At 36.8% G+C, this 16161-nt stretch carries 15 protein-coding genes and 1 pseudogene; 12 read left to right on the top strand and 4 right to left on the bottom strand.

Going from position 1 to position 16161, the window contains the following annotated elements; all coding sequences use genetic code 11:
- Positions 1-4 precede the first annotated feature (4 nt).
- Positions 5-451, top strand: coding sequence for a hypothetical protein (locus ACHRV0_RS12645; RefSeq protein ID WP_395441063.1), 447 nt, complete (start codon positions 5-7; stop codon positions 449-451).
- Positions 452-677: 226 nt separating this feature from the next.
- Here the strand turns inward: ACHRV0_RS12645 and ACHRV0_RS12640 are convergent, their stop codons facing one another.
- The 4 genes and pseudogenes from ACHRV0_RS12640 to ACHRV0_RS12625 all read right to left on the bottom strand — a co-directional run bounded on the left by ACHRV0_RS12640 (position 678) and on the right by ACHRV0_RS12625 (position 2871).
- The gene (locus ACHRV0_RS12640) at positions 678-1121 is read right to left on the bottom strand and encodes a DUF1810 domain-containing protein (protein WP_395441062.1); all 444 of its coding nucleotides are present in this window, start codon (positions 1119-1121) and stop codon (positions 678-680) included.
- A 19-nt stretch (positions 1122-1140) separates the two neighbouring features.
- Entirely contained in the window at positions 1141-1533 is a 393-nt protein-coding gene (locus tag ACHRV0_RS12635) for a hypothetical protein (protein ID WP_395441061.1), read from the bottom strand.
- A 72-nt stretch (positions 1534-1605) separates the two neighbouring features.
- Positions 1606-2070 carry a hypothetical protein gene (locus ACHRV0_RS12630; protein WP_395441060.1) on the bottom strand — a complete coding sequence of 155 codons (465 nt, stop codon included), beginning with the start codon at positions 2068-2070 and terminating at the stop codon, positions 1606-1608.
- A gap of 135 nt (positions 2071-2205) precedes the next feature.
- Positions 2206-2871 (bottom strand): annotated as a pseudogene (locus ACHRV0_RS12625) (IS6 family transposase).
- A gap of 241 nt (positions 2872-3112) precedes the next feature.
- On the opposite strand from ACHRV0_RS12625, the gene ACHRV0_RS12620 reads away from it, so the two are divergent.
- From ACHRV0_RS12620 to ACHRV0_RS12570, 11 genes are all read left to right on the top strand, one after another.
- Entirely contained in the window at positions 3113-3952 is an 840-nt protein-coding gene (locus ACHRV0_RS12620; RefSeq protein WP_395441059.1) for a chromate resistance protein ChrB domain-containing protein, read from the top strand.
- A gap of 77 nt (positions 3953-4029) precedes the next feature.
- Positions 4030-4482, top strand: coding sequence for a chromate resistance protein ChrB domain-containing protein (locus ACHRV0_RS12615; protein WP_395441058.1), 453 nt, complete (start codon positions 4030-4032; stop codon positions 4480-4482).
- The gene (locus tag ACHRV0_RS12610; protein ID WP_395441057.1) at positions 4451-5656 is read left to right on the top strand and encodes a chromate transporter; all 1206 of its coding nucleotides are present in this window, start codon (positions 4451-4453) and stop codon (positions 5654-5656) included. The genes ACHRV0_RS12615 and ACHRV0_RS12610 overlap by 32 nt, the downstream gene beginning before the upstream one ends.
- Before the next feature lie 66 nt (positions 5657-5722).
- Positions 5723-6397 (top strand): response regulator transcription factor, encoded by a 675-nt coding sequence (locus ACHRV0_RS12605; protein WP_395441056.1) that lies wholly within the window; start codon positions 5723-5725, stop codon positions 6395-6397.
- Positions 6394-7656, top strand: coding sequence for a sensor histidine kinase (locus ACHRV0_RS12600; RefSeq protein WP_395441055.1), 1263 nt, complete (start codon positions 6394-6396; stop codon positions 7654-7656). Before ACHRV0_RS12605 ends, ACHRV0_RS12600 begins: the two co-directional genes overlap by 4 nt.
- Complete coding sequence (locus tag ACHRV0_RS12595) at positions 7656-9143, top strand: TolC family protein (protein WP_395441054.1); 1488 nt, start codon at positions 7656-7658, stop codon at positions 9141-9143. Before ACHRV0_RS12600 ends, ACHRV0_RS12595 begins: the two co-directional genes overlap by 1 nt.
- A 5-nt stretch (positions 9144-9148) precedes the next feature.
- Entirely contained in the window at positions 9149-12295 is a 3147-nt protein-coding gene (locus tag ACHRV0_RS12590; RefSeq protein WP_395441053.1) for an efflux RND transporter permease subunit, read from the top strand.
- Positions 12279-13412: an efflux RND transporter periplasmic adaptor subunit gene (locus ACHRV0_RS12585; protein ID WP_395441052.1), complete on the top strand. Its 1134-nt coding sequence runs from the start codon at positions 12279-12281 to the stop codon at positions 13410-13412. Before ACHRV0_RS12590 ends, ACHRV0_RS12585 begins: the two co-directional genes overlap by 17 nt.
- 102 nt (positions 13413-13514) lie before the next feature.
- On the top strand, positions 13515-14195 hold the full coding sequence (locus tag ACHRV0_RS12580) for a hypothetical protein (RefSeq protein WP_395441051.1): 681 nt from the start codon (positions 13515-13517) through the stop codon (positions 14193-14195).
- Positions 14196-14198: 3 nt separating this feature from the next.
- Entirely contained in the window at positions 14199-15365 is a 1167-nt protein-coding gene (locus tag ACHRV0_RS12575; RefSeq protein ID WP_395441050.1) for a chromate transporter, read from the top strand.
- Entirely contained in the window at positions 15362-16090 is a 729-nt protein-coding gene (locus ACHRV0_RS12570) for a superoxide dismutase (RefSeq protein WP_395441049.1), read from the top strand. The genes ACHRV0_RS12575 and ACHRV0_RS12570 overlap by 4 nt, the downstream gene beginning before the upstream one ends.
- Positions 16091-16161 lie beyond the last annotated feature (71 nt).

Here is a 16161-nt window from a genome sequence, read left to right as displayed (position 1 = left end):
AGCTATGGAAGAAATTGATTATTTCAAAGGGGTTACCGATCAGGAATTTATCGACTACTACAAGGTCGATCTGTTCTCCCGCATGGAAATCACCATCTACACCTACCCGCATGAGTTCACCGAGGAAGACCCGCGTCCATGGGAGCATCTGAACAGGTGCGAAGCAATTTTATATGAATACCTCTACAATACCTACGAAAATGCAGATTTCGAGAGAAGGCTTGAAAAGAAAGCCGGGCAGTCGCAAAAGCAGGAAACAGAGGTGCTAGAAAATGATGCTCCACAGATAGAAATTGAGCTGGCGCCCCAGCAGAAAGCAGAAAGATATGCGCATTTGCAGAAACTGCGAAATGAAATTGTCGCGGCTAAGATGCAGCAGCTGATCCCGCGGCTAAATGTTGTAACTGATGATTACCTAACCAAAGTAAAGCTTAAATATGAAGATTTATAGCCGTCTTTCTAGGCATTCAAAGTATTTTGTATGCACAAACAAAGGTTTGGCTCCGGTAAAACTGATGGGTTCATTAAATTCTTTGTCGGTGCGCCTTTTTTACTGTACAAATTCCGCTCAGCATAATGTTTGGTAAGGATTGGGACTGCACTATTATGATGCCCTTTTCCTTTGAATAGGCATCAGCAATAGATTGCAGATAATTTAGAATCTGCCTGACTATTTTTTATTGCTGCTTATTTCCCTGGGCTTCAAGTATTGCTATCGTTTTATCGTCCTCCAGTCCAAGGCAATACTTATCCAATACTTTTTGGAATATCGGATTTGTGTTGCATATCTTGTTGAACAGGGTCATGCAGGATTTAAGTTTTCTCTCGTCAGGTCTTCCAAAAATTTCCAATGCCGTCTTTCCCTTCTGGCTGAGAAGTGCTTCTGAAATTTCAATCAGATGCGCTCCAAGTATCGGGTCATGCAGATATTCTCTGGCTTCGTTGAGGTCCTTTATCCCGTAATATATGTTATATTCCGTAAATCCAAGACCTCTTATCTGGGGAAAAATATACCACATCCAGTGGCTTTGCTTCTTTCCGTTTTTGATTTCTTCCAAAGCATGACCATACGCATTCTCGTGCGCCGATTTATATCTTTCAATGCCGTCTTCTTGATTCACAAATTCTAAATTAACCTTCTTAAAAAACTTCTTGGTACATAAGTTCAATTGTGACCTCTCTTTTTGATGATCCTTCCTCCGTAAATACCGTTGCCCATCTTGGCTGGAAACTGGAAACTAATTGATGGAAAGCATTCAAAATCTCCTCCGAAGGACTTTCCAGACCGATTCCTAAATTCTTCTCATAGGCAATAATGCGGTAGAAGAAACCATTCTCCAAAAGCTCATCCTGTCCGTCTGCCGTATTATCGGGAGCGGCTCCAAAGCTGACAATTTCCGTTTTAGGATTCGCTAATAATTCAAGCAGATCCCAGCGGACGGCCAGAAACAGAATTTCGTCCGTCAGATTGCAGGGAACCTCCAATTCCTCGGCCTTAATCGTGAGGGCAAAATCTTCATAACCTGGCTCCATGCTTAATTAGATATTGGGATTCCTGTAAATGGCAGCATCGCTGCATCGAAAGTCTTCCTAAAAGGAATGAAATCAGTCCAGTATCCCTTTTCCAAATATTTTCTCAACTTGAAATACGTAGCTCTCCAGTATTAGTGTGGCTAGGAAAAATCGGCTGGCCGCTGCAGCTCCTGCATCTGTTTTCTGATTGTCAAATGACCATTCCAGCTTTGATGCATAGTCCTGCAACTGTGTCTGATCCAGTTCTTTGCGCAAATCCCGCTCTGTGTTTACAAATGATTTGAGCATGGGAAAATCATTATTATGATCCAGTTCATACCGCTGCAGCCCTGATTTTACGTCACGGAACTCCTTGCGGAATATTTTTAAGATGGCTGGGATATTATGCCTGAATAGAATATTGGGTATCAGTCCTATTTTATAGTTAGCAAAATGCTCTTCCGATGCAATCGGATTCTCCAGATACTTTTCAAAAGCCTGGATTCGATGCACATAATCCGTCTCAAAAAAATTACGGTCTTGATAATCAATATTCATAACAGGTGTCCTTTTAAAAGTTGAATGCAATTCCTAAAACTATCCATCACACTCTCATGAGTTTAGCTAAGATACAGATATTGGGTTCTGTCGCATATGCCAGAAGCAAATATAAGAATTGAAGTAATTTAAAAGTTAGCCCGCCAATTTACAGAATGATTTAAACATAGTTGTACCATGTCCAATCATCTGATTCTTTCTCAGCATATGCACAACTTCAATTCCACTCAATGTTCGTCTTGCCGATTCAAAGCTTTTAAAGCCTAACCCATTTTATATCCTCCATTTTATAAATCGATGGTCCTTTTCTACAATATTGTTGAGATATTTACACTGCCGAATTTTAACCTTTGAGAATGAACGCTTGTTATAGACTTTGATAGCGGCAGTATTAGATCCACTTTTATCAATATTTATTACTCTTGGCTTGTAGTTATTACTAATTGCTTTAATTAGAAATGACTGAGCACTCATTCTCTGTCTTTTTCTGGTCAAAAGAAAGTCTACTGTTTTTCCTAATTTATCTACCGCTCGATATAAATAACACCAAATACCTTTTACTTTGATATAGGTTTCATCCAATCTCCAACTCGCCCCTACTCTGACTTTTCTCTTCTTCATCTCTGACTCAAGCAAAGGTGTAAACTTATAAACCCAGCGCTGAATAGTAGCATGATCAACAGAAACTCCTCGCATTTTCATGATCTCTTCAACATCCCGATAGCTTAATGTAAACCTAAGCTTAAAATATACTGCCTGCAGTATAATAGACTTCGGATAGCAATGACCTTTAGTATTCATGAGTTTAAGAGTTTAAGAATTTAAAAAAGGCAAAGATAAAACTTAGCTTTAGATGCGACAGAACCCTTTATCTTCTTTTTAAAAGACTCAAAAATAAAAGGATAAATGCATTTTAATTCAATTTGCTGTCTCAGGATAAGTATGATTATTTTAAAAAAGTAATTTAACTGCTTTAAGTTGTTGAATTATATAAAATAGTTACTTTTGGAAATACTTTTTTTTAATATTAATATCCTCCTTTATGAAATGGATAACCCGTGAACGTCCAAAAATAGACCGATTAGCTTGTCCTTGGCTAATTAAGCGTTTTGTCGATAAAAATGCAGAATTTATTTATGCGCAATATGATCAGGTTCTTTCTCTGGCCGAAAGTTTAGGAGCCATTCCATTTGACATAACGGGAGCAGAATATACGCATTACGAAGACTTATGTACTTTTGATTATATTCTTAAAAAGCATAAAATAGAAGATCCAAGCTTAATAATTATGGCATCGATTGTTAGAGCTGCAGACACAGACCGCCATGATTTAGCTCCACAAGCATCAGGATTGTGGGCTATTTCAGCAGGTATTGCATATAATGAGCCCGACGATCAAATACTGCTCGAGAAAGGGATGGTAATATATGACGGTATTTATAGCTGGGCAAGACATTTGCAGCATATAAAACATGGACAACAGCCTTTTGAAAATAAACTCATTGAAATCTTAAAGAAGTTTAAAGAGCATGAAAAGAATAATCAAAAGATTCCAGATTGGGTAAGAGAATTGAAAGAAATCATTCAAGATCATATTGACACAAATTTGAGTTTACGAGAATTATCCAAAAATCTTGGCATAAGCCCCTCTTATCTGTCTCGAATTTTTAGTAAATATTTTGATAATATGTCCTTTGGCGAATATGTTCGCAAACAACGCATTGAAAAAGCTAAAAAACTTATGCATTCCCCAAAAAACCTTCCCCTTACTGAGATAGCTATTCTTAGTGGCTTCTCTGATCAAAGTCACTTTTCTCGCATATTTAAAAGGGAAACTGGATTAAGTCCATCAGATTACAGAAAAAAAACTCCAAAAAGGTAAATTCTGTACAAATAGATCATTTCTATTCTATTTCGCCAAATTTCTAAATTGTAATATTGTTGAAAATATTATAACCTATGAAATGGATTACTCGTGAACGTCCGAAAATAGATCGAATAGCCTGTCCTTGGCTGATCAAACGATTTGTAGATGAAGAAGCTGAATTCATCTATGTTCCCAAAGAGCTGGTTTTTATAAAGGCAAAAGAACTTAATGCAATTCCCTATGATATTCCTGGTGCGGAATATTCTCATGAAGGCGACAATTGCACATTTGACTACATTATAAAAAAACACCAGCTTACCGACCCCTCTATATTGCAAATAGCAACAATTGTAAGAGGTGCTGATACAGATTGCTTTGATTTAGCACCACAAGCTGCCGGTTTATGGGCAATATCAGCTGGTTTATCCTTAAATTATACAAATGATCTAGATATGCTTGAAATGGGTATGAAAATCTACGATGCCCTTTATAGTTGGGTAAGATTTTTGCAAGATGAAAAACATAATTGGAATACCAAATCCTAATATTATAATGATTGGAAAAAATAATATGAATGCAAAACCCATTTATTCCCTATCTCAGATAGTTACATATTTTCTCAAGTTAGGCACAATTGGGTTTGGCGGACCAGTTGCTTTAGTTGAATATATGCACCGAGATCTGGTCGAAAAGCGCGGATGGATTTCAGAAGACGATTATAAAGAAGGAATGGCCTTGGCACAATTGGCACCGGGACCTTTGGCGGCACAACTTGGCATCTATTTGGGATATGTACATTACAGATTAGTGGGGGCAACACTTGCAGGACTAGCTTTTGTATTGCCCTCTTTTCTAATAGTCTGTCTTTTAGGACTACTCTATGTTCAATCTGGCGGTTTACCGTGGATGCAAGCCATTTTTTTTGGCGTAGGCTCAGCAGTAATAGGTATTATTACGATGAGTAGTTATAAGCTGGTCAAAAAAACCGTAAAAAAGGATTGGCTAATGTGGGGAATTGTTACGTTATCGGGCATCGTAACCTTTATGTATGAGGAAGAAAACCTTTGTTTAATAATGGCTTCAGGCATTATTGTTTGGTTAAGAAAAAAGCCCCCAAAACTTTTCATCGCAACACAAAAAGCTTTTTTTGTCCCACTGTTTTTACAGACAGCTAGTCCACCTGAGATTGATAACAAATTAACTACCATAGGAATGTTTTTTCTAAAAGCTGGAGCTTTTGTTTTCGGAAGCGGTTTGGCAATTGTTCCTTTCTTATATGGTGGTGTTGTGAAAGAATATCATTGGCTTAATGATCATCAATTCATGGATGCGGTTGCGGTTGCTATGGTTTCTCCCGGACCCGTTGTGATAACAGTTGGTTTTATAGGCTATCTTACTGCTGGTTTTCAAGGAGCGTCTGTGGCGGCATTGGCTACTTTTTTGCCTTGTTATCTCTTTACTGTTTTACCTGCGCCATATTTTAAAAAATATGGACAACATCCTGGAATAAAAGCCTTTATAGATGGAGTGACAGCAGCGGCTATTGGGGCTATCGCTGGTGCAGCTGTAGTTTTGGGTAAAAGACAGATAACTGACATATTTTCAATCGCCATTGCATTCATTACTATTCTTTTACTAATTCGGTTTAAAAAATTACCTGAACCAATTATCATTTTGGCAGCAGCGTTGTTAGGACTAATTTTTAAAAGTTCATTTTAGTTTAATTTGGCACCATATCCAAAATTTCTCCAAAATTGATGTTTAATTTTGCTAAAAATAAATTTTATGAAACTGCTTATCATTGAAGATGAGCCAGATTTACTGAAAAGTATTCTGGAATATTTCAAGCTTGAGGATTTCCGCTGTGAGGGAGTTTCTACATTTTTTGAAGGCATCGAAAAGGTGGAAAATTTTGATTATGACTGTATCATTTTGGATATTAATTTGCCAGATGGCAGTGGCATTAAACTTTTAAAGCATCTTAGGGAAGATAAAAAGCAAGATGGAGTAATCATTATATCAGCGCGTAATTCTTTAGATGATAAAATTGAAGGACTCTCATCAGGAGCCGATGATTATGTCACCAAACCTTTCCATCTTTCGGAACTTAATGCCAGAGTAAAGGCGCTAATCAGAAGAAAGTATAATCAAGGAACCTCTGTGTTTGAAATTGGTGATTTACAGCTTGATCTTTTGTCTAGACAAGTCAGCTGCAATGGAGTACAGTTGCAATTTACCAAGAGTGAATTTGACTTACTGGCATATTTACTAAATAACTCAAACCGAGTAGTCAGTAAGCAAGCCATGGCAGAGCATTTGTATGGAGATCGAACGGATAACATGCCTTCTTTTGACTTTGTTTATTCTCAAATAAAGAACCTAAAACGTAAATTAAAAGAATGTGGTTGCGATGAAATGTTACAAACTGTTTATGGATTAGGATATAAGATTTCGATATGAGTAAACCCCTTTTACAGCGAAACACCAATATACTGCTAGTATGGCTTCCTATTATCCTATTGTTAAGCTCAGGAGTATTTTACTATATTTTGAAAAAGCATACGCATCATGCCGAGGAGAAGTATCTTTTGTTAAAACAACAGAATGTGTGGAATGGGTTTATCACAACTTCAGGAGCCATAGAAAAACACATCGCAGGAGAATACAAAATAGAAGAAAGCAGTGCGACAAATCGAACAATATTAAATTCTACTAGAGATACCACCATTTTTTATGCAGCCGAGGGAAAAAAACTCCCCTTTAAATTTTTAGCTAGACAATATCAATGGAATAGCCGGCCATATATTGTCACAACTTATATTTCCTCGACTGAAACTAATCATCTTATTATAAAGGTATTTATTTCTGAAGCTATTATTCTTTTAATACTTTTAATAACAATTGTAGTTTTAAATAGAAAAAGTTCCGTTTGGCTATGGCACCCTTTTCTTTTAAGCATAAACGCAACTGAAAAGTTTGACATTATTAGGAATAACAATCTACAGCTTTCAGAAAAGACTGGAACAATTGAATTTGACCAGCTTAACAATACAATCAATAAGTTAGTAAAAAATGTAAAGAGAGCCTATAATAGCCAAAAGCAATTCGTAGAAAACGCATCGCATGAAATTCAAACTCCACTTGCTATAATTCGCGCTAAACTTGAATTGTTGATCAATCAACCAAATATTCAAGAAAAAGAAGCATCTCTATTGGGTGATATAGCCAATGCGACAAATCGCCTAAGTGAAATGAATAAAACACTGCTCTTGCTAGCAAAAATTGAAAACAACCAATTTCCTGAGATAGCCAATGTAAGCATAAACAATGTGATTAATGAAATAACGAGAGACTGCATAGAGTATATTGATAGCTGCCCTTTAATAACTAGCAACATTGAGAATGAGATTACGGTAGCTGCTAATCTTTCATTAATTGAAATTTTGATTAACAATCTTGTTAACAATGCCATTGTCCACAATAATGATAAGAAAAAAATAATCATAACAATTGAAGGGAGCAAACTCGAAATTAAGAATACAGGAGATCCATTACTAGTAAATCCAGAAACGTTATTTGAAAGGTTCCGGAAGAGTACTTATCAAAAACAAACCACTGGTTTAGGATTGGCTTTGATAAAACAAATCTGCCAATTATATGGATACAATATAGAATATAGTTATAAAAATAACTGGCATACAGTACAAATATATTTTTGATGATTGTATTTCCAAAATATCTCCAAAATCAACTTATAGCTTTGTCAAGAAATCAAAACTATCAAAAACTAAAAAGTATCATGCGATATACTATTTTTAAAAGGAAATTTTTGCCCATTTTAATAGGGATTATTTCTATAAACCAAGCTCCAGCACAGCAGAAAAATATACCATTAAGCATAAATGAGGCTTTAACGTTGGGTGATCAAAATTATTATTTGCTAAAAGGCAGGAAACTTGAGTCAATGGCTGCAGACCAAAATATAAATGTGGCAAAATATAGCAGGATGCCCACTATTGATGCTAACTATCAGGCGGGTATTTCAACAGCGAATAATCTGATTGGAGTTTTTAATCCATCTGGAATATTACCTATTTCAGGTCCTCCATCATCGGAAAATAGATTTGAACCCGGCACAGGAAGTGCTGCCGGAATATTATTAAACTGGCAAGCTGTTACATTTGGAGAAAGAAACGCCAGAATAAATACAACAATTTCGGAGGCAGATGTGCAAAATAATGCTTTACAAAAAGAGCGTTTTCAGCATGCTATCAGTATAATTAGCAGCTATCTTGATGTTTTGCTTGCTAATGCTAATTTAGATATACATCAATATAATATTAAACGAGTCGAAACTAATTTACAACAGAGTCGTGTATTAGCAAATAGCGGAATTAAAGCTGGCGTGGATACGGCATTGTTTCAGTCTGAATTATCAAAAGCAAAAGTAGAATATATAAATGCCCATAAGCAACTTGAGGTTTTACAATGGAAATTAGCTCGTTTAATTGTCATAGATAATTTGCCTATTCCAAAAGACTCTAGTTTTCTGTTCACATTACCTGTAAGCAGACTTTTACCGGACAATGACATTAGCTTGCATCCATATATTAAATATGCACAAAGCCAATATACATTAAGTCAATCAAAAGAGAAGCAAATAAAAAAATCGTACTTCCCAAAATTAAATATTTGGGGAGCTGGTTTTGCCAGAGGCTCCGCGTTCAAGACCGATGGATCTCTGGATACTTGGGACGGATTGAATCTTAACCGATTCAATTACAGCTTAGGGCTGCAACTTACATTTCCTATAATGAAATATGGAGAAACCAAACGTCAGCTTAAACAGCAGTCATTTTTATCACAAGCAACAGAAGAGAATTTGAAAGATGTGCTTTCAGATCTTTCGACACAACAAAAAATAGCGAATACTACATATAACCACAGCATAGAAGTAGTAGCCCAAACAAAAGAACAGTTAAAGTCAGCACAGTCAGCATTCAATGCAATGCAGATAAGATACAATACTGGATTGGTAAATTTCTCAGATTTAATCCAGATACAATATACTTTACTGAAATCTGAACTTGACGTAAAGCAAGCTTATTGGGATACGTGGAAAGCCTTATTATTGGAAGCCGCTGTGAAGGGTGATATGAATATTTTTATAAACGAAATTAAATTTTTTATAAACGAAATTAAATAAAGGATATGATAAAATTAATTCAACTCGCACTTCGCAAACCAATTGCAATTATGGTGTTTGTTATAGGTATCGTTATTTTCTCTATACTGTCAATTAAAAAGACACCGATTGATATTTTCCCGACAGTTAATGCACCTACTATTTATGTTGCCCAAACTTATGGGGGGCTTTCACCACAACAAATGGAAGGATATATTACATCTTACTATGAATACCATTTTTTATATGTCACAGGAATCAAGGCCGTAGAAAGTAAATCCATACAAGGATTGAGTTTGATTAAGCTACAATTTTATGAAGGCACGAACATGGCTAATGCTATGGCGGAAGTTATTTCTTACGTAAACAGATCCCGATCTTTTATGCCTCCTGGTACATTGCCTCCATTTGTTATGAGATATGATGCTGGGTCTGTTCCCATTGGCCAGTTGGTATTCAGAAGTGAAACGCGGTCACTCAATGAAATTCAAGATCTTGCATTATTCAAAGTACGCCCTATGTTTGCAGCATTGCAGGGTGTATCTGCTCCACCTCCATTTGGAGGAAATCAGCGAACTGTTGTTATCAAAGCAGATCCTGAGCGTGTAAGAAGTTATAATCTGACACCAGATGAAATAGCTGTTGCCATTGCAAAAAACAATTCCATATTGCCATCTGGAACAATACGTACAGGTAATAAGGCAGTAATTACAGCAACCAACAGCATAGTAGATAATTTTAAAGAACTAGAAAATGTAACGATTAAGACAATAGGCGGTACATCAGTATTAGTGAGAGATGTCGCTTCTGTTGATAATGGTGCTGATGTTACAACTGGATATGCGTTAATTAACGGTAAGCGATCGGTATATATCCCAGTAACCAAAAGAGCAGATGCTTCTACATGGGATGTGGTACAAGCCATAAAGAAGGCCTTACCGGATATGCAATCCGCTATTCCTGATGATATAAAAGTTTCATACGAATTTGACCAGTCAGGATACGTTGTCAATTCACTAAAAAGTTTACTTCTTGAAGGAGCACTTGGAGCGTTGTTAACAGGGCTTATGGTATTGTTGTTTCTACGTGACCTGCGCAGTGCAGCGATTGTGATCATTACAATTCCATTATCTTTGCTTACTTCCGTACTGTTTCTTTATCTTACTGGACAAACTCTTAATATAATGACCTTAGGCGGTCTAGCTTTGGCCGTTGGTATATTGGTGGATGAATCAACTGTAACTATCGAAAATATACACCATCATTTGGAGTTAGGAAAATCTAAATCAAGGGCAATATGGGATGCATGCGTAGAAATAGCCACTCCCAAAATACTTATCTTATTGAGTATCCTTGCCGTGTTCGTACCATCTGTCCTCATGTCTGGCGTGCCTAGATCTATGTTTCTCCCACTTTCGTTAGCTGTAGGCTTTGCAATGATATCATCTTTCTTATTGTCACAGACACTTGTTCCTGTTTTGTCCAATTGGATGTTGAAAGCGACATATAAAAGCCATAATGAGCCAAGATTGGATAAAGTAAAACAAGGTTTGTCAAAAGCAATTGAAAAGACATTCCCAGTCAGCAGATTAGCAATACCCCTTATACTGGTTATACTTTTATTTACTGCATTCATTGCTTATAAACAAGCAGGAACAGAAATATTTCCCAAAGTAGATGCTGGTCAACTTCAGTTGAGATTAAGAATGCCTACAGGTACAAGAATTGAACGTACAGAAAATGCAACAAAAAAAACATTACAATTACTAGCTGATGAAGCAGGAAAAAACAATATCGAAATCACATCTTCATTTATAGGTCTGCAACCGCCAACATTTGCTATTAATCCAATCTTTTTATATACAAGTGGGCCTCATGAAGCAGTCATAAAAGTAAATTTAAAAAAGGGCTCAGGTGTAGAAATTGAAGAATTGAAAGAAAAACTTCGTGCATCGGTCACTAAGAATATACAGGGCGCTCAACTGTCATTTGAGCCAGCAGACTTAGTAGATCAGGTTATGAGCATGGGTGCAAATAATCCTATTGAAATCGTCATACAAGGGAAAAATCTAACTCAAAGCAAAGAACTGGCTGATAAATTAAAAAAAAACATGGTTTCTATTTCATATTTGCGTGATCTGCAGTTAGCCCAACCTTTGGAATACCCGACCATGCAAATTAATTATGATCGGCTTCGATTAGGCCAAATGGGACTAAATGTTGAGCAAGTCGGAAGATCCGTTGCAGAAGGAACTTCTTCCAGTCGCTATACTCAGCCAGTCTATTGGCTTGATAAGGCGTCAGGAAACGCATATCAGGTTCAGGTAGAGTATCCACAATTTGTGATGAATAAGCCCGAGCAAGTAAATCAAATACCAGTAGGAAAAGTGAACAATAATACGATTTACCTGCGAGATGTTGCAGATTGGAAAACAGGAAATACGGTTGGGGAATATGATCGGATCAATCAACAACGCTACATAACACTAACTGCTAATATTTACAAAGAAGATCTTGGGAGTATAGTCAAGGATATTAATACAGCTATAAAGAAATTAGGAGAACAGCCACAAGGAGTAAAAGTATATTTGCGTGGGCAATCGGAAATGCTTGATCAAACGGTCAAAGAGTTGTCCACAGGGCTTTTGCTTGCCATCGTTGTTATAGGGCTGATGTTGACGGCTTATTTCCAGTCCATCCGTTTAAGTATTACTATATTAGCTGTCCTTCCCGGAGTACTGGCTGGTTCTATGCTTTTTCTGTGGTTTACTGGCAATACAATAAACATTCAGTCTTTTATGGGATGTATTATGGCAGTCGGTGTAGCTGTTTCTAATTCCATTTTAATTGTTGCAAATGCTGAAACTATCCGAAAAAGTCGAGAAAATACAGTTCCTATTGGAATACAAGCTGTACTTAGCCGTTTTCGTCCTATTATTATGACAAGTACAGCTATGATTGCGGGAATGATACCAATGTCCCTAGGTTTTGGGGAAGGTGGCCAGCAAACTGCTCCATTAGGTATCGCTGTGATTGGAGGATTATTCTTTAGTACGGCACTCAGCCTATGGTTAGTCCCATTAGTATATGAACAATTGAGAAAAAAGAAACAAGCATCAGTATCACTTGATCCAAACGATAAAAATTCAATTTATTATGACAACAATATTTAAGCATAAACGTTCAATAGTTTATACCGCCATCTATCTATTATTTTTATTATCGATAGTTGCCTGCTCCCAAAATAAAACGGTAAAAGAAAGCGATACCAAAATCGAAAATAAAATTGATTCCGTGAGCGTTTTCACGATAAAAAACGATACGGTTAAAAAAATGCTTATTCTTCCCAGTGAACTCATTCCAAATGAAAATGCCGAAATCCGAGCAAAGATACAAGGATATGTGCGAAAAATGCTCGTGGATATAGGCACTAAAGTTAATAAAGGTCAGGTTTTAGCTCTTATTGAAGCTCCGGAAATAAATACCCGTATTCAAGAACTAAAAGAAAAAGCAAATGCATCACAGGCTCGCTATTTGTCTAGTAGGGATTACTTTGTTCGCATCAAGACCGCTTCAAGAACTGAAGGCGTTATTGCCGCAGGAGAGTTGCAGCGTGTTAAAAATCAAATGATCGCGGACAGTCTTGAGTATAAAGCGAATCAATCATCTGCAATTTCAGCAAAACAGATCGGCAAATATCTTGCCATTGTAGCTCCATATAATGGCGTTATTACAAAAAGAAATATTGTAACCGGTTCTTTCGTAGGAACTTTAAATGAAAAGCCATTATTTGAATTATCGGATAATAGCATTCTAAGATTGCATGTGTCAGTACCAGAAGTGTATACTAGTTCTGTCCTGCTGAATGGAAAGGCAGAATTGACAACACGTGCATTGCCAGATAAAAAATTTGAAGCTAAATTAGTGCGGAAAACAGGCAGAATTGATGAACAAAGTCGCAGTGAGATTTGGGAATTTCAGATTCCTAATAAAAACAATGAGCTGAAACCTGGCAGTTATGCAGATGCAAAACTTATGTTTATGCGTCAGAAAGAAGGAATGGTTGTACCAGCCTCAGCAGTAGTCACCACACTCGAAAAGAAATTCGTAATTAAGGTCTCAAACGGAAAAACACAGTGGACAGATGTACGTCCAGGATTTAATATGGGCGAAAAAATTGAAATTTTTGGTGATGTTAAACAAGGAGATACTTTGGTTTTAAAAGGAACAGAAGAGTTAAAAACGGATATGGAAATAATTCCAATCAATTATTTATTATTAAATAAATAAAATCATGAAAAAGTTGGTAGATCTTTTAAAATTGCCTGCATTTTATTCATTTCTTGTAATAATTGCATTCTATTCAGAACCTCTAACAAGATTAACTTTGACATGATTAAGCCAATAGCAATAAAAACAAAAAAAACTCTGTCAATTGCACTTCTTTTAGCCCTAACGGCTTCTTGCAGAAACATTTCCGATACATGGCTGAAAGAATATCAAAAAACAAAATGTGAATGGGACAAAAAAGAGAAAGAATTTAAACTAGACAGCATTGAGAGAACGGCAGGTGTAAATGCAGAATTAATTTCAGTAAAAAATGAAATTGCGCGATTGACCATACCTATCCAATATCAAATTAAAGAACTCGATAGCCAGATAAGCAAAACTAACATAAAATACCTTAAAAAAAATCGTGAAATATCTGATCGGCAGGAAGCTGCCTACGGCCATATATCCACTCCTGAATTTGAGATGAAGCTCAAAGAAAATGATGATAACAATATCGGCGAAGTCCAGATTCTCGAGAATAAAAAAAAGATTCTTCAATCGAAATTAAACGACAATAAAACCTATCAAAAACTAATTTTCAGACAAAATCAAATCAAAGACAAGACTCTAAAGATTACTCAAAAAATACAAGAAAACTACAATATCATTTTTGATGGCTTAAAGCAGAAGCTTGACAATCAGAATAGCGATTATAGAATGATACTGTTAGATTTAAATAATATTGAAAAACAAAACTTTAAGAATCAAAGAGATCAAATAAATAAAAATCCCTGTAAATAAAAAATGCAAAACTATAGTTTAAAAGAATTGGTGCTTTATTTTTTAAAGCTGGGCACCATTGGATTTGGCGGTCCTGTCGCCTTGGTGGGTTATATGCACAAAGATCTGGTGGAAAATCGAAAATGGATTACAGAGGACGAGTATCGTGAAGGACTCGCTCTGGCTCAGCTTGCTCCCGGACCACTGGCAGCGCAGCTTGGAATCTACCTTGGCTTTGTACATTATCGTTTCTTAGGAGCTACATTAATCGGGTTTGCCTTTGTGCTGCCGTCTTTCTTAATGGTATTGTTACTGGGGATTATCTATCAGCTGTATGGCGGGCTTTCATGGATTCAGGCCGTTTTTTATGGCGTGGGTGCAGCCGTGATTGGAATTATAGCCTTGAGTTCCTATAAACTTACTTTAAAGTCCATTGGGCAGCTTAATTGGGATGCTATGAAATCAAAATGGCTTTTGTGGCTATTTTTCATCCTTGCCGTCCTTATAACTTACCTGACAGAACAGGAACAGGTATTGCTTTTTATAGCAGCAGGACTTTTATACATGATTGTTTATGCGCCCCCAAAGTGGCTAAGCATAAAGACCGTAAACTCCTTTTCTTTGTTTGCTTTACTGGCGGTATTCTGGAGCTATGAAAGTTCTACCCTAACTAAAATAGCGGTGTTTTTTGCAGAAGCAGGCACTTTTGTCTTTGGAAGCGGTCTTGCAATAGTGCCTTTTCTGCATTCAGGTGTGGTAATCGAGAATCAATGGCTCACCGAGCAGCAGTTTTTGGATTCTGTTGCTGTTGCGATGATTACTCCCGGTCCTGTAGTAATAACCGTAGGATTTATAGGTTATCTGGTCAACGGATTTTTGGGAGCACTGGTAGCTGCACTAGCCACCTTTCTGCCTTGTTACTTTTTTACAATCGCAATGGCGCCGTCCTTCAAGAAAATTGCTCAAAACAGACCTGTAAAAGCATTTGTAGAAGGTATCACCGCAGCCGTTGTAGGCGCGCTTGTAGGATCTGTAATAGTAATCGCCAAAAGGAGCATAATAGATATTCCGACTGCTCTTATCGCTGTTGTCACAATTTTTGCGTTACTTTATATAAAGAAAATTCAGGAACCTTACATTATCGTTATCGCAGCAGTTTTAGGTCTCATCATTAAATTAATAGTAATATGAACAGAAAAGACTTTTTAAAATCAAGCACCCTGTTTGGCGCAGCAGCATTAGTACTGCCGTCATCTAATGCGTTTTCAAATAATCTGGCAGATAATTCCATTGACAAGCTGGTGGATGCAAACGGAAATTATATCCAGCAGACACTTCCATACAATGAAAATTTTCTCGAACCCTATATGGATGCGGAAACGCTTCACCTGCACTACACCTTTCATCACGGCGGCGCTGTAAAAGGCGCAAACAAAGACCTTCAGATGATAAAAAAGGCACTGGAAGAAAACAATCTGGAAACAGTTGATTTTTGGACTAAAAAGCTTTCCTATCACTTTTCTTCCCACATCCTGCATTCTATCTTTTGGACCAATCTAACCAATAAAGCCAATTTGCCTACAGGCAATCTGCTTAAGCGTATCGAGAAAAGCTTTGGAAGTTTTGATAAATTAAAAGTTCTTATCGCTGCCACTTCAAAGAATGTAGATGGAAACGGATGGGGCATTCTTGCTTATCAGCCTTATAGTGACAGCCTTGTAGTGCTTCAGTGTGAAAATCATGAAAAACTTACCCAATGGGGAGCTGTTCCTATTTTGGTAATCGATGTCTGGGAGCACGCTTACTATTTAAAATACAAAAACAAGAGGACTGATTTTGTGGACGCGCTCTTCAATATTATAAACTGGGACAATGTAGCACAGAGGCTTAATGATGCAGAGAAATTAATGCTATAGAAAAAAAAACGTTCAAGACCCTGCCGTCTTGAACGTTTTTTTAATCACTTGCAAACAAAGTGACTTCACAA

Origin of the sequence: Flavobacterium sp. FlaQc-30, assembly GCF_044005885.1 — a bacterium.
Taxonomy (GTDB): domain Bacteria; phylum Bacteroidota; class Bacteroidia; order Flavobacteriales; family Flavobacteriaceae; genus Flavobacterium.
The sequence above is the reverse complement of the archived record's forward strand: the minus strand, read 5'-3'. Positions and strand labels throughout refer to the sequence as shown.